Genomic DNA, 16,694 nt, shown 5'->3' with positions numbered 1-16,694 from the left:
ATTAGAGTTACCACACTTTAATAACCAACATGAGCAAAAGTACTTTTTTTACCGGACAGCCGATATTAAATCAGCTGCTGAATTTGATAGATCGCAGCTCTGTAAAGACTTTAGCCCGCGCCGGACAGCATGATCGTTATTACCGCTATTTCGACACCTATACACATTTGGTAACGATGTTGTATTGCGTGCTTAATAAGTGTACCAGCAGCCGGGAAGTAGTTAGCGGAATGCAAGCCTGCTGCCATAAACTGCAACATACAGGTATCAAAAAAGCCCCGGGAAGAAGCACATTATGCGATGCTAATATGAAACGATCTTGCAAGGTCTTCGAGTTGATTTATGAACAACTTTACCGGAATTACAGGCATCTTTTACCGGACAGCCGGACTGGGCTCCAGCCTAAACTATATATAGCAGACTCCTCTACTATTACTTTATTTCAGCAAATACTCAAAGCCCCGAGTCCGGGAAAAATGAATGGAAAAAGGAAAGGCGGCATTAAGGTCCATACACTAATGGATGCCGCCAATGATGTTGCTATACAGATTAATTTCACAGCTGCAAGTGCCAATGATATGACCTTTCTAAAAGAGATTAATCTCGATGCAGGTTCATTTATAGTGTTTGATAAAGGCTACGTTGATTATAGTCAATACCAGCGGCTTGATAACGAAGGTGTGTCTTTCGTTACCCGGCAAAGAAAAGGGGCAAGTTATACGGAAACTGGCACAAACCCAATTAGTGCCGAAGAAATGGAAGCCGGTGTAAGGGCTGACCGGATGATTACTTTAGGTACCAGGACGCACCGTAAAAAGGTTAAACTTAAAAGCAGACTGATTACCTTTTTTGATAGGGAAAAGTCGAGGGAGTTTGAGTTTCTGACCAACAATCTCACCTTATCAGCACTGGAAATAGCTGATCTTTATAAAAAGCGCTGGCAGATCGAAACATTGTTTAAAAGAATCAAACAAAACTTCCCGCTCAAATACTTTCTTGGAGATAATGAAAATGCAATTAAGATACAGATTTGGTGTGCTTTTATTGCCGATCTACTTATCAAACTTGTACAGGCACAGCTAAAAAAGCGATGGGCATTCTCTAATCTGAGTTCCATTATCAGGCTGCACCTGATGAGTTATATCCATTTATTCGATTTTCTCAATAATCCGGAAAAGCTGTCTGCTCCCGATAGTCGATCCCCTCAGCTAAAACTGGGGGGCTTAGAAATCGGATTTAAAACCTAAACCGTTAAAACATACACTAATCAACATCTTTTCTTGATTAGCCAATCTTTACCGGACAACAGTGACTTCGTCCCGCGATCTCAAAATCAAGTCCTCTTCGTGCGGCTTCATGACAGATCATGGTACCGGTATAGCCTGTGGCACCGTAGATCAGTAGCTTTCCCATTTTTTCTTTTATCGTGGTCATGTTTTATTTCTTTAAGAGTTTTTCTGTTTTTGAAAGGAAGCCTTCCAGGGCAACATTAATATCTATATTCATACGGCCGGCCAGGATGATCAGCCACCAGATGCTTTCTCCCAATTTGTGTGAAAGTTCCTCATTCGTCGTATCTCCCTTTGGCCAGCGCTCTTGTTGCGACATGGTTAACCTGCCCACCAGACCTGCATCTGTTAAAAATGCCAGAGCATCCTCTTCAATGGTCCATTCACTGCCGTGGTGTTCTTTTTCAAGTTCATGATACTGCTTCCTGATCTGTTTTGACCGGGAAATTACCTCTGTGAAATTCAGTTCTTTGCTCATTTGAGTTGTTTAAAGGGTATGCGTGTGGACAATTTATTATCGCTTATTTTAGAACACTTGTTACAAAATAAGCGCCTATTTGTGTTGCTCTATTAATAAGCACATAGGTAAAACGGTATTACTTTGATATTTGACCGATCAAGTATTTAGCCATTTTTTTGATCTTGATCGGGTCTTGATGGATAATGTAGGACTCGTGCCAGCCGGTAAAGTTGTTAAGGATAAAATCGGCAAGGGTGTTCGCATCAGCATCAGCAGGGAGTTCTTTTAGCTCAATCGCTTTTTGGATAAGACTTGTCAATAAGCCGTACGTAAATTCATGGTCTTCGCGGAGAATGGCCTGCAACTCCGGATCGGTTGCGGCTACTTCGAAAGTGGTTTTTATAGCTAAACAACTGTTAGCGCTGTAAAGGATCGTATGTACAGCACCCTCAATAAAACTAATAATGGCTTTTAATGGTGACCTCACTCTGCCGGCGCTGTTTTGTGCTTCAATCGCCCGGGTTTGTGTGTAACTGCGAATGCATTTGATGAACAGCTGATGTTTATCACCCATTGTATTATAGATACTGCTGATCTTGATATTCATCGCCTCGGCCACATCTCTTATAGAAGTGCCGCTGTAGCCTTTTTTCCAAAAAACCTCCATCGCTTTTTTGATTGCTTCTTCTTCGTTAAATTCTAAGTTCCTTGCCATTTCTCCTGCAAACCTAAAATTATTTTAGAACAACTGTTCTAAAATAATGTCATTTTATTCACTTATGTAAATTGAGGCTCCCCAGAAATAAATGTAATAAACCTAACGGCCCGTGATCTTGTGCCGGTGTTCCGTTCCCCAATCGGCAAGTGCCTGGATGATCGGTTCAAGTGTATGCCCGTAGGGCGTTAGTTCATAAGTCACGGTGATGGGTTTTGTTGTGTTGACCGTCCGTGTGATCATTCCGTTGATCTCCAGGTCCTGTAATTCTTTTGAAAGCATCTTTGCGCCAAGCCCGTTGATCCGGTGCTGAAGATCGGTGAAATTCTTTTTACCATATAACAGAACACCCACCACTTTGATCTTCCATTTACCGCTGATCAGATCGAGTGTATCCTGTATGGCAAAAAGTATTTTGGAACAATCTGCCTCTTCTTCATATATCGTTTTGGTCTTTCCCATGTGCTGCTGTCTGAACAGGGAACCCGCTTTACTTCAGGAAACCCATAACATAAGTAAAGTTAGGGGTATCTACCTTTGAACCATCATTTATTACAGATTTAAATAAAATGGAATTAAAACTCAAAGATAAAGTGGCGCTGGTGACCGGTGCTTCCAAAGGCATAGGCGCCGGGATCGCCAAAGCATTCGGTAAAGCGGGCGCAACAGTGATCGTAAATTTTGCCTCAGGTGCAAAGGACGCCGATCAGGTTGTTAATGAAATCGTATCAGCCAGCGGAAAGGCTTTCGCCATTCAGGCCGACCTGAGCAGCTCAACCGATATCACACGCATGTTCGATGTGGTAAAAGTGAAATTCGGACCTGTTGATATCCTTGTCAATAATGCCGGTGTCGCAGTTTTCGAAATGCTCGACGACCTGACTGAGGACGCTTTTCACAAACAGTTTAATCTGAATGTGATGGGTTATTTGCTGGCAGCGAAGGCCGCTGTAAAACAGATGGATCATGGCGGAAGCATCATTAATATCAGCTCTATTTTAAGCACGGATCCCTACCTGGCATCAAGCGTTTATTCAGCAACCAAAGGTGCTGTGGATACCTTGACAGTAGCACTGGCCAGGGAGCTTGGCCCTCGTAAGATCAGGGTAAATTCAATACTTCCGGGCCACACCAATACACCGGCCACCGCCGGAAATTTTGAGGGCGAATTTGGCGAAAAACTGATCTCGGGAACACCCCTTGGCAGATTTGGCGAACCGGAAGATATCGCCCCGCTTGCTGTCTTTCTTGCATCCGAAGATGCACATTGGGTAACAGGTGAATCTATCAGAGCATCGGGCGGTGTAAGAGGCGTTGGCTATTAAACATCTAAAAATTCAGATCTAAAATTTAATATAATGAAAAATCAAATAATAAACTTTCAGGAAACCGCAGATAAATTTGCGGTAGTTGAAACCCTCTACCGCTTCGCTGCGGGCATTGACCTGCGTGATAGCAACCTTCTTGCATCAGCTTTTGCGAAAGACGCAATATCTGATTTCGGGCCCGCCGCAAGAAAAGCCGGCTTCGAATATCCGGTATTGGAAGGACGAGTTGCCATCGTAGCTGCCTTAACTGGTTCACTGAGCAAGATTGATACCACCCACTCAGTAAGTAATCCAAGGGTCTTTATCAATGGGGATAAAGCGGTTATGGACGCTCTTGTAGAAGCACAACATTTACCCTCGAACGATCATTCCCGGCATTATCTCATGAAAAACAGATACGATGTGGAACTGATCAGACAGGAAGATGTTTGGATTATTCAGCGGGTTACAATAGATAATGTTTGGCGCTCAGGAGACCCATCGGTTCTTACGGATATCTAATGAAGTTGATCGGCAGGTGATAAGTAATTCGAACCGTTTTATTGATCAACTAAATAAAACGGTTCGAGCCACTTTTATACCCATTGAAAGTTCGTGAATTGTCCAGTGCCCTTCTCGAAATGTTTTTCAAAACGCCATTCTATGCAAATCCTCCAAGAAAAAGTTCGTGAATTGTCCAGTTTGGGCTACATTTGGCAGAAGGCCCCTTGAAAAAGGGCTTTTCTTGTATATTGCCATTAAACTTGTGCTGGAATCATTCGTTAAAAGGAGCACCGTTCAACCAAGTTTTCGGGTTGGGGATCTCCAGTTGAAGCCCCTGCTCATGCGCAATACATGTACACATATGAAACCTGTGCGGATAAGGCTGCTTACTTTCCAATTCCTCCCTGTGCATCTCGTAAAAACCATGTTTAAAGTCCAGGCGCGGGTAGCGCCGAACAATTTCTGCCACCGTTTCCGGGTCAAGTTTGATCTCCGGCGGCAGGGCGATTACGTCATAAAGTATCCCCAGTTGGGAGATCCTGGCCTCGTCTTCTTTGAACAGGTTAATGTCCCAGGTGTGCGCGGCGATATTGGTCCAGACCTTCCAGCTTCGGTCATCTTCAACACCCCATTCTTTGAGATAACGGCGGGCTGCGTGAGCACCCTCTATTTCAAAACGATTAGGGCCGCGGCCCAGGTCTGTGAAACCAAGGTCATGCATGGTTGTTGATAAGAAGATCAATTCGCGGTCAGCATTGGAGTTTTCCTGCTGTGCGAATAGCTCCGCGAAAAAATAGCACCGCATCAGGTGGTTATAAAGCATGTCGCCCGAAGCTGAGCGGACCAGATCGTGTGCTTGTCTGACGATTTCAGTGTCCGGGAGTTTGAAATCTATATTCATATTGATCTGTGTTTATGACATTAGTTACGTTTAGTCTTCTGCTGGAATATCGCGAAGCACCTCGGTTAATTTGCCAGAACTGATATCATAGAAGAAACCATAGATCTTCATTTTTTTCGGCGTTGCCGGGCTTGACCGTAGCAGTTCGACATCATGCCTGATCGATTGCTCGTAGTCCATGATAGCCAGGTCATCATGATCCCACATTTTTGAGATATCTGCGTGGTAGTGGTCATGAAACTTCTCGATAAGCTGGTCCGGTTCAAATGAGGTCGCGCCGCAGAAAGAGTGGTGAACTACAATAAGTCTTTCCAAGTCATTAAATAGATAATTCATGGTAGCAACTGACTGCAAAGCACCGATAGCCCGGCCACCTGCATTTGATAGTGTAAACAAGGTTTGTGTCGACCCTACATTATTGCCGGCTTCGTTAAATATGTTTTCGCCAGGATAGACCTCATCCCCAAAATATGCTGCAACTGCATTGGGAATATTAGCGGCGCGTGGATCAAAGCAGTAAATCACCATAGATTTCATCGGGATTGCCTGGTCGAAGCCGGGGAAGTTCTTTTGATCGAACCAGGGTTGTTTCCTGAATTCGTGTTCGCTGTAATTTGTCATTTTTTTTTCCTCCTTTATTGAAAATGTTTATTAATATTATCTTTGACAAAAGTAGACAGACTTGTGTACTTTTGCAAGAAAAAGTAGACAGATTTGTGTACTTTTTATAAATTGACAAATGGATGATTTATGACAACTGAAGTATCAAATTTTAAAGACCTGCGTGCAGATACCATTGAATCGCTCAAACCCCGTGATCGCATTTTGAAAACAGCGAATGCGCTTTTTAATGAATATGGCGTTAATACCATTGGAATTGATCGGATCATTGCAGAAAGCAGTGTATCAAAAAGAACTTTTTATAATCACTTCCCTTCAAAGAACGAAGTGATCGCTGCCTATTTAGAATCTAAGGACTGGCTCCGGTTTTCGGAGCTTGATAAACACGTTTCGCGTGTAAAAGGCGGGGCTAAAGCGGAGATTTTGGCAATATTTGATTTCCTGGAACAATGGTTCTCTGAAGATGATTTTAATGGCTGCGCTTTTGCCCGTGGTTTAAATGATTTTAACCAGGAGGATGTAAAAGTGTTAAGGGGGAAGGTTGATCTTTATTTTGAGCATTGGGGAGATTTTATTAAAACGCGTCTCAAAACACTTGTAGAACCGGACGAAGTGAAGATACTTTTTCCTCAATTGTTAAGTCTGATCACCGGATCGGTCATTGTGGCGCAGGGGCTGGGCGATGCAAAGGTAGCACAGTTAAACAAGCGGATAGCCGAAAGTATTTTAGCGGGTTGTTAATACGGCCGTTTAACTTTTAGGTTTGCAAACCTACTAATTAGTATTTTATGGCAAAAGCAGCGGCTACACGCTCGATGACAGTGCAAAAGGCGTTTAGTATGTTCCATATTGATCAGCAATAACTATCGCCTGAAAGTCCACAGGCATCGAACCGTCCGGAAACACTAATGAATGGATCATTTGCTTATTTTGACCCGGCAACCTCAGTGGAATAACAATGGAGCGTTTAGTAAGCAAGACGTTTCCCGCCATCAGAAAAGTGATTTCCATCACCCAATAACCAATTGACTATCATTTAATTAAAAATAAAAATAAAGGAGATTTACGTCAGATAAGATCAAAATCATGAAAAAGCTACATTTATTTTTATTTATACTAACAATGACGACAGCTGTTACTGTTAGTGCGTGGGGGCAAACCAAAAAAGACACGACATTTAAAATCTCCATTACCGATAAAGGCTGGATACGAGACTACGGTGGCACCAAATTGGGGTATATCGATAAAGACAACATCGTGCGCAACAACAAAGGGCAAAAGCTTTACTTTATTGATGGGAGCGGTAATGTGATTGATGCCAATGGTAAGAAATTGGGTATGGCCAAGAAAAATGGTTCCTATTACAATATCAATGGACAGAACATTCTTAACACGAAAGACCTTGATAAAGAAAAATGTGCCATTTTAGACCCTAAAGGACATAATTTTGGAACCGCTCATATGAACTATAAGTTACATGCCTGTGCTGCACATTGTTATTTCTTAGAACAGCAAAAGAAAAAGGAAGAAGCAAAAAAAGCAAAGGGTTAACACTTTGGTGTTATCAAGATACTTGGGCTGGGTTTTCTAACGGATGCCCAGCTTTTTTTATTAACGCCGGGCTATATCAATATAAACAGCGGGCGTGTTGTTAAACAGAAGCGTACTTTTATAGTAAACCAACCTTAACGAGAAGTTCAATTCCCACGGAAGGCCAGATAACAAAATTGTGATAGACTATAAATCTTGCCTAAAATCTCCTCCCTATAATAATTTTAATGATAGCTCTATCTGCATTTTGCGTAAAACCATAGCCAACGCCACCGTTAAACTCCCAATTAGGGTCAAAATTCAAATCTGTCGCTACAAACAACTGATGATCCTGCTGTTTGAATGTGTCATAATGAAAAAACGGGCCGGTGCTGCCATAATACTCTAAGCCGAGGGCAACAACTTTAGTCACGTCATAACTGCCTTTAACATTAGGCGAAAAGATAAATCCCCTGTTCTCATCCGGCCCTTTAAAGCTTTTCTCCAGGGTTGGGTTAACAGAAACATATAATTTATTCCATTTTTTATCAACTATAGGTCTTATTTCCAGTGTGCTTGTATTTGCCGAGAATGCACTTTTTTGAAAGCCAAATTCGGTTGAAATACTTACACCAACTGGCCAGTTCCAGCTCAGCGGTGCAGCAACTCTTGGCCTGATATGGGAGCCCACATAGGCGGTACGACCGCCATCGCCCATCGAATTAAAAAAATAAAAACCGGTTTCGAACCAGGGGGTCCAGCCATGGGTTATCTCAATCGTTTCATGTTCTACGTGGTTTGTCGGAAGCTCGCCATTAGTGACTGTCTTACTTCCGTTGATCGTGTAATTACTGTGCAGCTCCACCATGGTTTTACCCTTTTCAACTGTTTCAGAACCATAAACCTGGATCTCATAATTGTCCTGTGCTTTAAGTTTCAGGGTAGAAAACGCAAGGATAAGTACGAATAGATATTTCATTGATATTCCGTTTTAAACGTATGCAAATCGCATTCGCCTTAAAACTATCGTGATAATCTGAAGCAAAATTGTAGTTGGTCGCTAAATTTGAATTGTATAACAAAAGTGACAAAACAGGATCATGATAATCCCTGATCAGCAACAGTTTTCTTAAAAGAGAGGATAAACGCGTGCCATCCGGATTCATATTGGTAGCTGATGGTACAGCCATAATGCTGGCAGATATTTTTAACCAACATTAATCCAAGGCCGGTGCCCTGTGATTCCTTACCCTTTTGAAAACGTTCAAAGATCAGATGCTCATCTAACGGATGGCCGGCACCGGTATTCTTAATACACAATTGATCTTCTGTCAATTCGATACTAATAACGCCACCGGGATTATTGTGTCTGATGGCATTACTGAACAGATTATTTAATAAAATATCGATCAGGTATTTGTTGGCTAACACCTGCCTGGGCTGCAGATTGGACTTAAACGAAAGATCTTTGGTTTGCATCAGTTCCTGAAACTGCAGCATTTTTGCGGGCAGCACAACCTCAAGGCTAATTGGCACCTCATCAGTGATCAGTTTATTTTCCAATTTTGCCAGCAATAATAGAGATTGATTAAGCCGGCTTGATTTATTGATCGAGCTGTAGATGTCAGTAATCTGTGCCAATTGTTCAACACTTAAGGTTTCATCCTGGATCAGCGTATCCAACTTCGTGGTCACTACAGCTAAAGGGGTCATCATTTCATGGGAGGCGTTCTCTGTAAATTGCTTCAGGTTCAGGTAATCATAGGTTACCCTTAAAGACATCTCCCGGATGGCTTCGTTAAGTTCAGCAAATTCGTCCACCTTACTTGCCTTTCCTTTAAACTGGTTAACATCTGCAATGTTGAATTGCTTTATCTCCTTTAATGTGAGTTGAAATGGTTTCCAAAGGCTATTGAGAAAATATTTATTGATAATAAAAAGCACCAATAACAAACCTGCCAGCAGGGCAAGGGTAATGATGATGATAATCTCTATAAGGTATTTTTGGCCAGCCCTGGAAATGGTAATAATAACCTTGTAATTGGTATCCTTCAGCTTAACCAGGTCCTCAACTGCACGTCCAGCCTCCTTCCGCTGCTCCTTGGGATTAAAATAGATAGTATCAAAAAAGCGTTTCTGTAACTCCTGCTCATTAGTTCTGATAAACACTGCATGATCTTTGTCAAGGTCATACTGTTGCGGGTTTTGATTACTGCTCCTTACATATTCTTCTGCTTCTGTCAATTGTTGTTGAAGTCCCTCGTTCAACTGTTGCTGGGCAATGTAATTAATAGCAAAATAATAGATGACCGCCCCAATCAATAATACGCTGAGGGTGATGTAAATACTCGTCCTGGTATAATGTGCCGATAATTTCATTAACCAATAAATTTATACCCAAGCCCGTAAATGGAAGTTAAATAGTCTTTGCCGCCCGCGTCCAGTAGTTTCCTGCGAAGATTTTTGATGTGTGTATAAATAAAATCAAAATTATCATGCATATCCATCTCATCACCCCACAGGTGCTCGGCAATGGCATTTTTGGAGATAACCTTACCTTTGTTGGCAATAAAATACAATAACATATCATATTCTTTCCTGGTCAAGACAATAGCGGTTTCATTAACTTCCACCGTCCGGCCCAATACATCGATGGATATCTCATTAAATACCAGCTTATTATTAGTATTTAATGCCTTTCTGCGGTAAACTGCCATCAGGCGAGCCTTGAGTTCTGCTAAATGAAAGGGTTTAGTCAGGTAATCATCGGCACCAACATTTAATCCTTTTAATTTATCATCTAACGAATTTCTGGCAGAAATGATTAACACTGCTTCATTTTTCTGATTGGTTCGCAAGTACTCCAGAACACCAAAACCGTCTCCGTCAGGCAGCCCGATATCCAACAGAACGCAATCATAGTCATAGTCTGATAGTTTCTGTAGTGCAGGATTCAACGCGCTACAGCTTTCGCAGATATTGCCATCTACATTCAAATAGTTGGTGATGTTCTCACGTAAACCTTGCTCGTCTTCTATTACCAGTATTTTCAAAGTTGCTTTTTATTCAAATATAACCACCGAAATTGAAGACAACCTGAAGTATATGCGACCTGTTATTTTATGAATCGGGTAACAATAGCGCAACTACAGATTTGCTTCATATTTATTTGGTAATTTACAAACAATTCAGCCGCTATTTGCGATAAATAGGGTGCTCAAAAAAGAAAGCCCGATATTTTATATTAAAAAAACACAATCACGATCATCCGCTTAAATCTGATTAACATTAAAACATACTTAAGCCAAGCCTGTACTAATTAGAACCAATATGGCAACAATAGAACCTGTCCGTAAAGACGTCCAGCATCACGGACATACAAAAAAATATTCAACTTCACTGCGCGTATGGCACTGGGCCAATACCATCGTTATCAGCGGTTCATTAATCACAGTATTAATCAATGCAACCATTACGGATGACCGCGTTGTATCAACACTGATTAAAGATGAGTTAAAGAACGCCGGCACCACGGTAAGTAACAAGCAGGCTGGTTCTGTTGCACATGCACTTAGCGATAGCGTCTGGAGCATACACACCTATTTTGGGTATGTATTGGTTGGTTTATTTTTATTTCGCTTAGTTTTTGAGTTTTTCCAGTTGGCAGATCAAAAATTCATTCGTAAAATGAAAAGCGTTTACCGGCAATTCCAATCTACAAAAAAGGAAAGGGAGTTGGCAAAACATGAACTTACGGTAAAAGCTATTTATGCTGCATTTTATATTTTGCTCGTGGTTATGGCTGTAACCGGTTTATTTTTGGCATTTGAAGACTTGTTGGCACCTTTCAAATCTATCAGGCACAGCGTTAAAGAAGTTCATGGCTTTTGTATGTACCTGATCATTGTTTTTATCATTGTTCACCTGGCTGGTGTTTTTTTAGCCGAACGCAAGGATAATAAAGGGATCGTCTCTGATATGATCAATGGGGGTAAAGTGTAGTTTAAACGAAGCTAATATTTTGTAACCTTTCTTTATTAAAACTCTTTATCACCTGTTTCGCTGGTGGGTAATTTTAATTTACTGGTAAACCTGTTTAAACTAAAACTAAGGTTGAGCAGGAGTATATCTGTTTCAGAGATGTAATTTGTTGTAGTGTAAAAATTAGGCCCGGCAGTAGTAATACGCTGTTTGTTTGCGCCTAACACCCCCATATTCATGTTTTGCCATAGCAGCGATGCAGACAGACGCCCTTTCATGAATGTTTTTTTCACAGAGGTATTCGGTACAAAAAACCGTCCATCTTCTCCCTGGGCTGTTGGCCTTTTAGAAAGATAGTTCACGTTAGCTTGCAAACTAAGCGTTTTGCTGAGTTGAAAGCTGGTATTACCATTAACCGAATAGGCCCACTTTGTATTGGAGATGACAAAAGGCTCATTTAAAATGGCAATGTTACCAAGTATTTTATAATTATACAGGTTGCCGCCAAGATAAATGCCCCACCATTTAAAGGGCGATAAATTCATTCCCGCCTCCAGTCCGAATAACCTGGCGCTTCCGGCATTGGTATACACCCGGTTCAGGATGGTATCGGCATACACACTGTTGAGCCGTTGTATGGGGTTTTTAATATGCTGGTAATATAGTGTGGTAAAAAAGGAGCCTTTGGTAAAACTCCGGTTCATACCCAACTCGGCCAGGTCAATAAATTCCGGCAGCAAGTCGGGGTCGCCCTGTTCCAGTGTTTCTGAATGTTCGCGCTCGGGTATAGGGTTTAATTCTAAATTGCTGTTACGCTGTACCCGCCTGCTGTATCCCGCCTTGAGGTTCCAACCCTCGTTGATGTGATACAGCAAGCTGGCGGAAGGAAATAGATTGGACAGATTCAGGATATGAGGATTGAGGTCATATGACAAGTTAACCGTGCGTGCTGCATATTCATAGCGCAAGCCCCCAACGTATTCCAGCTTTTGTACTTTGCCTGTATATTGACTATAAAATGAATTGATATCATTTTTAGCGTGGGTACTGCCGCTAAACCTGTCCAGATCGGGTTGCGAGGTAGCCGGTGTTACAAAATAATCAAAAATACCATCCTGGGTATCATGCCTGAACTGGTAACCGCTTTCCAGTTTCCCCATGCCAAGGGTTACACTATAATCAAGTTTTAACCGGTAAGCATTGATGGGTCTTTTGTAAGGGTTATTTACATATTGTATAGTGTCGGTTGTATTTGGGTATTTTAAATTTCGATTTTGAGTAGCCCCGTACAAGTTATCGTGCTCATACAGCAAACTGGCTATCAGGGTTGATTTATTGGTGAAGGTGTGTGCATAATCAATATTCCCCAGATTAAAAGCGCCTTCTTTGGTTTGTAGGTTTGAGTTATAATAGGTTGTACTTTTGATAGGTGTATTGTTGCTTAGGTTTGAAGTGGTGTTGCTGTACAGCAGATCGGCCAGGCGCGCCTGGTATCTTTTGCCGCTGTACAATCCCACCGAAATCACATTGTTTGGGTCGGCAGCATAACTTACGGATGCCCTTCCGGCATAATTATACCGGTCGAAACTTCTTTCTCCGTTAGATGGGAACCGGGTGATGGTATTGTTGGTGAAATTTTTTGTATAAACGTCACCTTCCCGATAGCCTGCATTATCATTCCGGGTATAATTACCCCCCACCGAAATATCCCACTTATTTTTCCTATAATTAATGGTGGCATCGCCTCCAAAGCGTTTCGGCTTCTCCAGGTTGCCATAGTCGGTTGTACTGGGCAGCCCGCCCTGTGCATTGGCTGTAAGTGTAAGGCCATCAGCCGTACCCTTTTTAGTAACTATATTGATGATGCCGCCCCGGCCATCCGGATCATATTTAGCTGATGGCGCCGTTATCAGTTCTATATTATCTATCACATTGGCCGGTAACTGTGTTAGCACGGTTTGTGCATCGGCCAAAACAGGTTTACCGTTGATGAGAACCATGAAGCCTGCTGAACCACGTACACTAATGTCGCCCTCGGCATTGACAGCAACAGATGGCAAATTTTTTAATACGTCAATAGCTGAGCCACCTTTGGCAGACTCAAACTGCCCGGCTTTATAGCTTTGTTTATCAATTTTGTTTAATGCTGTTATTTTCTGGCCAGAAACAGCAACCTCATTCAGCATTTTACCCGAAGGATTGATCTGAATATCGCCTAAGTTCAGTTGCTGGCTGTATGATACATTGATATCTTTCAGATATTTAGTTTCATAGCCTATAAATACAACTTTGAGGCGATAGCTGCCTTGTGGTATTTTGGCAAACTCAAATTCGCCATTGGCCCTGGTTACCTGGCCAGCAACCAGTGTGGAATCTGTTGTTTTGAACAGGGCAACACTCGCATATTCAACCGGCAATTTGCTTTTGGCATCCGTTACATTACCTTTCAAAATCGCGCGCTGTGCAAATGAATGGGTATAAGAAAAAAACAAGATGAAACAACCGAGTAGTAAACGTACTTTCATGACAGCATACAGATAGCACCTGTAAAAGTAGAGTTTACCGCATGTTGATCACGGTATAATACCTATCATTTGCGGTATAATTAAACTGTTTTGCCTGCCGATGCCAAGGCAAGCTCCCGGTACCGACCCGGTGTTAAATTGGTATTGAGCCTGAAAAATTTAACAAAGTGTGAAGTATCAGAAAAATTGAGAACGGCGGCAATTTCTTTGATAGACAATGGAGTATTGGATAACAACGTTTTGGACTCTAAGAGGATGCGCTCATTTAACAACATGGAAGGGGTTTTACCTGAAGCGTTCTTACAGATCATATTTAACCGGGATGTTGGCACGTTTAACAGATCGGCATAATCCTGTATCTTTTTTATCTGTTGGTAGTTTTCATTAACCAGGCTTTTAAATTGGTAATAAACGGCATTAAACGCTGCATCTTTTTGGGGTAAGGCATTTTCCCTCTCTGCAATCTTTAACAGAATCAGTTGTAAATAAACCTTAAGTATAGTGAGTGATGTGCCGGATTGATAGTCCTGGTGAAATCTTTTTACCAACTCTAAAAGCGTATCACTATTTGCAGGAATTAAGTGCGAAGGCAAATGATAAACAATCTCCAAGCCCTCCCTGTTCAGCAGCTCCTCTCTGAACAGGATAACAAAGCCTTTGGGTATCCTGGAAAAATCCCAGCAGTGCGTTTGGCCAGGCTTTAAAAAATAAACAGCTGGGGGCAACACCTCGAATGTGCTGTCATCAATGGTATGAAATCCCGAACCCTGACTTAATATGATCAGCTCGAAGTAACCAACATGTTTATGCGGCACAGTGGGCTTGATCACTTCCTTAAACGGGCTGATTTTTAGAACCTGATTTGATGCAATTTTTGTTTTAACAGGAATGGCATTCATATTTACACTAAGTTAGCAGGCTTTATTTTCCGGTAATTAGCTTAGCCATCACGAAAGCAGCCCCAGCGGCAAGTGCGCCAATTACAACTACTTTGCATGCCCCGGTTAATGCCGGTTGGCCCGTCATCTTACTTTTAAAGTAACCAAAGATAAATAAGCAAATTAATGTAAGTCCACAAGAATAAAAAAGAGCTTCCTGAGCGTGGCTAATAAGAATGTATGGCGTCAGGGGGATAATGCCTCCAACGATGTAGGATATGCCAATAGTAACGGCACTTTTTTTCGCCCGGTTAGCATTAGGTTCTTCCAATCCCAATTCATAGCGCATCATAAACTCCACCCATTGTTTTTTGTCTTTTGTCATTTCATCAGCAATTTGATGCTGCAAAGTTTCCGAAAGACCAAAGCCTGCAAATACTTCTCTCACTTCTGCCTTTTCCTGTTCAGGCAGGCGCTCTACTTCTTCATATTCCCGCTTTAGTTCAGACTGGTAATGATCTACCTCTGTTCGCCCGGCAAGGTAACCACCCAAGCCCATGGCTATAGAACCCGCAACGATCTCCGCGATACCCGCGGTGACCACGAGCCCCGAAGAACTGATGGCCCCACTTAAACCTGCCGCTAAAGCAAAAGGGACTGTTAACCCATCAGACATACCTATCACGATATCTCTGATGGTTTCTGAACTGGTTACATGGTGTTCGTGATGCATTTACACTTGTTTTATTAACGGGTATATTATTTGAACTTCATGGCCAGCGTTACAATATTTGAATTCAATCCGGTAGAGCGCATGTAGTGGCCTGCCCTAATCTCCAGCGAATTGAAATGCTGCCAACCAAACACACCTGTAGGCGGAGACAACCTTATATTGGCCCCAACAAAATTGCTATGTAATGTAGACAGGTCATAATCGCTGGTGTAATATGTATCTGTAGGATTATGCTGCCCATAAGGCGCAAAATAGCGTGTACCCTGCTGGTTATTATACCGGTAATAAGGGCTTACTGATACAAATGAAGTTAGCTTAATAGGTATTTCCAATTCTGCAGTATGGGCCCGGATACCCCAACTATCCATATAGTAACGGTAAAACGTCCGGATCACAAAATGATCATCCAGGAAATAGTTAAATCGTACGGCTATGGGGAGTTTATATCGACTACCGGGAAGGCTTTCTACCCGTTCAGAGCCATCAGTAAAATAATCACGCTGGTATTTGGTGGCCAGCAAACCATGCTGATAAGATGGCTCGATGATCAGTAAAGCCTGAAGCCGGGGCGTTAGCACCTGTGAAACAGAAAAAGAGGTACTGAATGAATTACGCGGACTATGGTCAACGGCGCCTCGCCCATCGCGGTCAGATCCTGAACCATATCCTGGCGGTCGCAGTTCAACCGGTAAAATTACTTTCCAGGTATCAAGAAAAACCTGTCCCTTAAAATCAAACTGGGTATTTTTATCCTTAGATACCCGGGTAAGATTTATACCCCCACCAAAAGACTGATAATCAAACTCATGCGAATAAGATCCGGTTAATCCGAAAGCGTTGCCGGTTTTGTCGTTTGAAATGGTCCAGTTCAATGATGGGTATACTCGGGTATCCTGCCTTGAGGCGGAGGAAATACTGTTCGGGTCTATCTTATCTGATGATGCAGAGGTGTAGTGATCTACCCCCAGTTCGAAAGTAAAAGTATGTTTTTTGCCACTTACGCCATATTTTGAAAGCTGCAAATCAAATGTATTGGCAAAATCAGTTAAGTTTTCGGTGCCGATGCCTCCGGTTACCGCAGAGTTGTTACCATTTTGGTGGTAATAAGCCGAAATGATATTGATCTCTTCAATTTTAAGCTTCCGTGCTTCATAATTGCTACTATCCTTAACCGGTAAAGTTTTAGTTTGCGCGTGCGAAGCAACAATCCCTAAATATAGGGCAGCCACACATAAATATATTTTTCTCAT

General features: G+C 42.0%; 18 protein-coding genes. 6 read left to right on the top strand and 12 right to left on the bottom strand.

Going from position 1 to position 16,694, the window contains the following annotated elements:
• The first annotated feature begins 29 nt into the window (after positions 1-29).
• Entirely contained in the window at positions 30-1,247 is a 1,218-nt protein-coding gene (locus tag Q0R88_RS01635; RefSeq protein ID WP_295711530.1) for an IS4 family transposase, read from the top strand.
• 190 nt (positions 1,248-1,437) lie between these two features.
• On the opposite strand, the gene Q0R88_RS01630 is transcribed toward Q0R88_RS01635, so the two are convergent.
• The 3 genes from Q0R88_RS01630 to Q0R88_RS01620 form a co-directional block, all read right to left on the bottom strand.
• On the bottom strand, positions 1,438-1,767 hold the full coding sequence (locus Q0R88_RS01630; RefSeq protein WP_295711527.1) for a MazG-like protein: 330 nt from the start codon (positions 1,765-1,767) through the stop codon (positions 1,438-1,440).
• A 118-nt stretch (positions 1,768-1,885) separates the two neighbouring features.
• Complete coding sequence (locus Q0R88_RS01625; protein ID WP_295711525.1) at positions 1,886-2,464, bottom strand: TetR/AcrR family transcriptional regulator; 579 nt, start codon at positions 2,462-2,464, stop codon at positions 1,886-1,888.
• A 102-nt stretch (positions 2,465-2,566) separates the two neighbouring features.
• Positions 2,567-2,926, bottom strand: coding sequence for a helix-turn-helix domain-containing protein (locus Q0R88_RS01620; protein ID WP_295711523.1), 360 nt, complete (start codon positions 2,924-2,926; stop codon positions 2,567-2,569).
• A gap of 107 nt (positions 2,927-3,033) precedes the next feature.
• Here Q0R88_RS01620 and Q0R88_RS01615 point away from each other — a divergent pair, with 107 nt between their 5' ends.
• Entirely contained in the window at positions 3,034-3,789 is a 756-nt protein-coding gene (locus Q0R88_RS01615; RefSeq protein WP_295711522.1) for a glucose 1-dehydrogenase, read from the top strand.
• 33 nt (positions 3,790-3,822) lie between these two features.
• Positions 3,823-4,293, top strand: coding sequence for a nuclear transport factor 2 family protein (locus Q0R88_RS01610; protein WP_295711520.1), 471 nt, complete (start codon positions 3,823-3,825; stop codon positions 4,291-4,293).
• Between the two features lie 253 nt (positions 4,294-4,546).
• On the opposite strand, the gene Q0R88_RS01605 is transcribed toward Q0R88_RS01610, so the two are convergent.
• Both Q0R88_RS01605 and Q0R88_RS01600 read right to left on the bottom strand, forming a co-directional pair.
• Entirely contained in the window at positions 4,547-5,176 is a 630-nt protein-coding gene (locus Q0R88_RS01605) for a hypothetical protein (RefSeq protein ID WP_295711518.1), read from the bottom strand.
• Between the two features lie 30 nt (positions 5,177-5,206).
• Positions 5,207-5,797: a hypothetical protein gene (locus Q0R88_RS01600; protein WP_295711516.1), complete on the bottom strand. Its 591-nt coding sequence runs from the start codon at positions 5,795-5,797 to the stop codon at positions 5,207-5,209.
• Between the two features lie 129 nt (positions 5,798-5,926).
• Between Q0R88_RS01600 and Q0R88_RS01595 the strand changes: the two genes are divergently transcribed.
• Both Q0R88_RS01595 and Q0R88_RS01590 read left to right on the top strand, forming a co-directional pair.
• Positions 5,927-6,538, top strand: a complete 612-nt coding sequence (locus Q0R88_RS01595; protein WP_295711514.1) for a TetR/AcrR family transcriptional regulator — start codon at positions 5,927-5,929, stop codon at positions 6,536-6,538.
• Positions 6,539-6,883: 345 nt separating this feature from the next.
• A complete protein-coding gene (locus tag Q0R88_RS01590; protein WP_295711512.1) occupies positions 6,884-7,348 on the top strand; it encodes a 5-fold beta-flower protein in 465 nt (154 codons plus the stop codon).
• Between the two features lie 199 nt (positions 7,349-7,547).
• Here Q0R88_RS01590 and Q0R88_RS01585 read toward each other — a convergent pair whose 3' ends face one another.
• From Q0R88_RS01585 to Q0R88_RS01575, 3 genes are all read right to left on the bottom strand, one after another.
• Complete coding sequence (locus Q0R88_RS01585; RefSeq protein ID WP_295711511.1) at positions 7,548-8,306, bottom strand: hypothetical protein; 759 nt, start codon at positions 8,304-8,306, stop codon at positions 7,548-7,550.
• Positions 8,307-8,425: 119 nt separating this feature from the next.
• A complete protein-coding gene (locus Q0R88_RS01580) occupies positions 8,426-9,706 on the bottom strand; it encodes a HAMP domain-containing sensor histidine kinase (RefSeq protein WP_295711509.1) in 1,281 nt (426 codons plus the stop codon).
• The gene (locus tag Q0R88_RS01575; RefSeq protein WP_295711507.1) at positions 9,706-10,380 is read right to left on the bottom strand and encodes a response regulator transcription factor; all 675 of its coding nucleotides are present in this window, start codon (positions 10,378-10,380) and stop codon (positions 9,706-9,708) included. Before Q0R88_RS01575 ends, Q0R88_RS01580 begins: the two co-directional genes overlap by 1 nt.
• A 277-nt stretch (positions 10,381-10,657) precedes the next feature.
• Here Q0R88_RS01575 and Q0R88_RS01570 point away from each other — a divergent pair, with 277 nt between their 5' ends.
• A complete protein-coding gene (locus Q0R88_RS01570; protein ID WP_295711506.1) occupies positions 10,658-11,329 on the top strand; it encodes a cytochrome b/b6 domain-containing protein in 672 nt (223 codons plus the stop codon).
• 35 nt (positions 11,330-11,364) lie between these two features.
• On the opposite strand, the gene Q0R88_RS01565 is transcribed toward Q0R88_RS01570, so the two are convergent.
• From Q0R88_RS01565 to Q0R88_RS01550, 4 genes are all read right to left on the bottom strand, one after another.
• Complete coding sequence (locus Q0R88_RS01565; protein ID WP_295711504.1) at positions 11,365-13,833, bottom strand: TonB-dependent receptor; 2,469 nt, start codon at positions 13,831-13,833, stop codon at positions 11,365-11,367.
• 80 nt (positions 13,834-13,913) lie between these two features.
• The gene (locus Q0R88_RS01560) at positions 13,914-14,732 is read right to left on the bottom strand and encodes a helix-turn-helix domain-containing protein (protein ID WP_295711502.1); all 819 of its coding nucleotides are present in this window, start codon (positions 14,730-14,732) and stop codon (positions 13,914-13,916) included.
• 22 nt (positions 14,733-14,754) lie between these two features.
• Positions 14,755-15,444 (bottom strand): VIT1/CCC1 transporter family protein, encoded by a 690-nt coding sequence (locus tag Q0R88_RS01555; protein WP_295711501.1) that lies wholly within the window; start codon positions 15,442-15,444, stop codon positions 14,755-14,757.
• A 26-nt stretch (positions 15,445-15,470) separates the two neighbouring features.
• Entirely contained in the window at positions 15,471-16,694 is a 1,224-nt protein-coding gene (locus Q0R88_RS01550) for a DUF3570 domain-containing protein (protein WP_295711498.1), read from the bottom strand.

The sequence above is a fragment of the Mucilaginibacter sp. genome, from assembly GCF_025362475.1.
Lineage (GTDB): Bacteria > Bacteroidota > Bacteroidia > Sphingobacteriales > Sphingobacteriaceae > Mucilaginibacter.
This window is presented reverse-complemented; position numbering and strand designations above follow the sequence as displayed.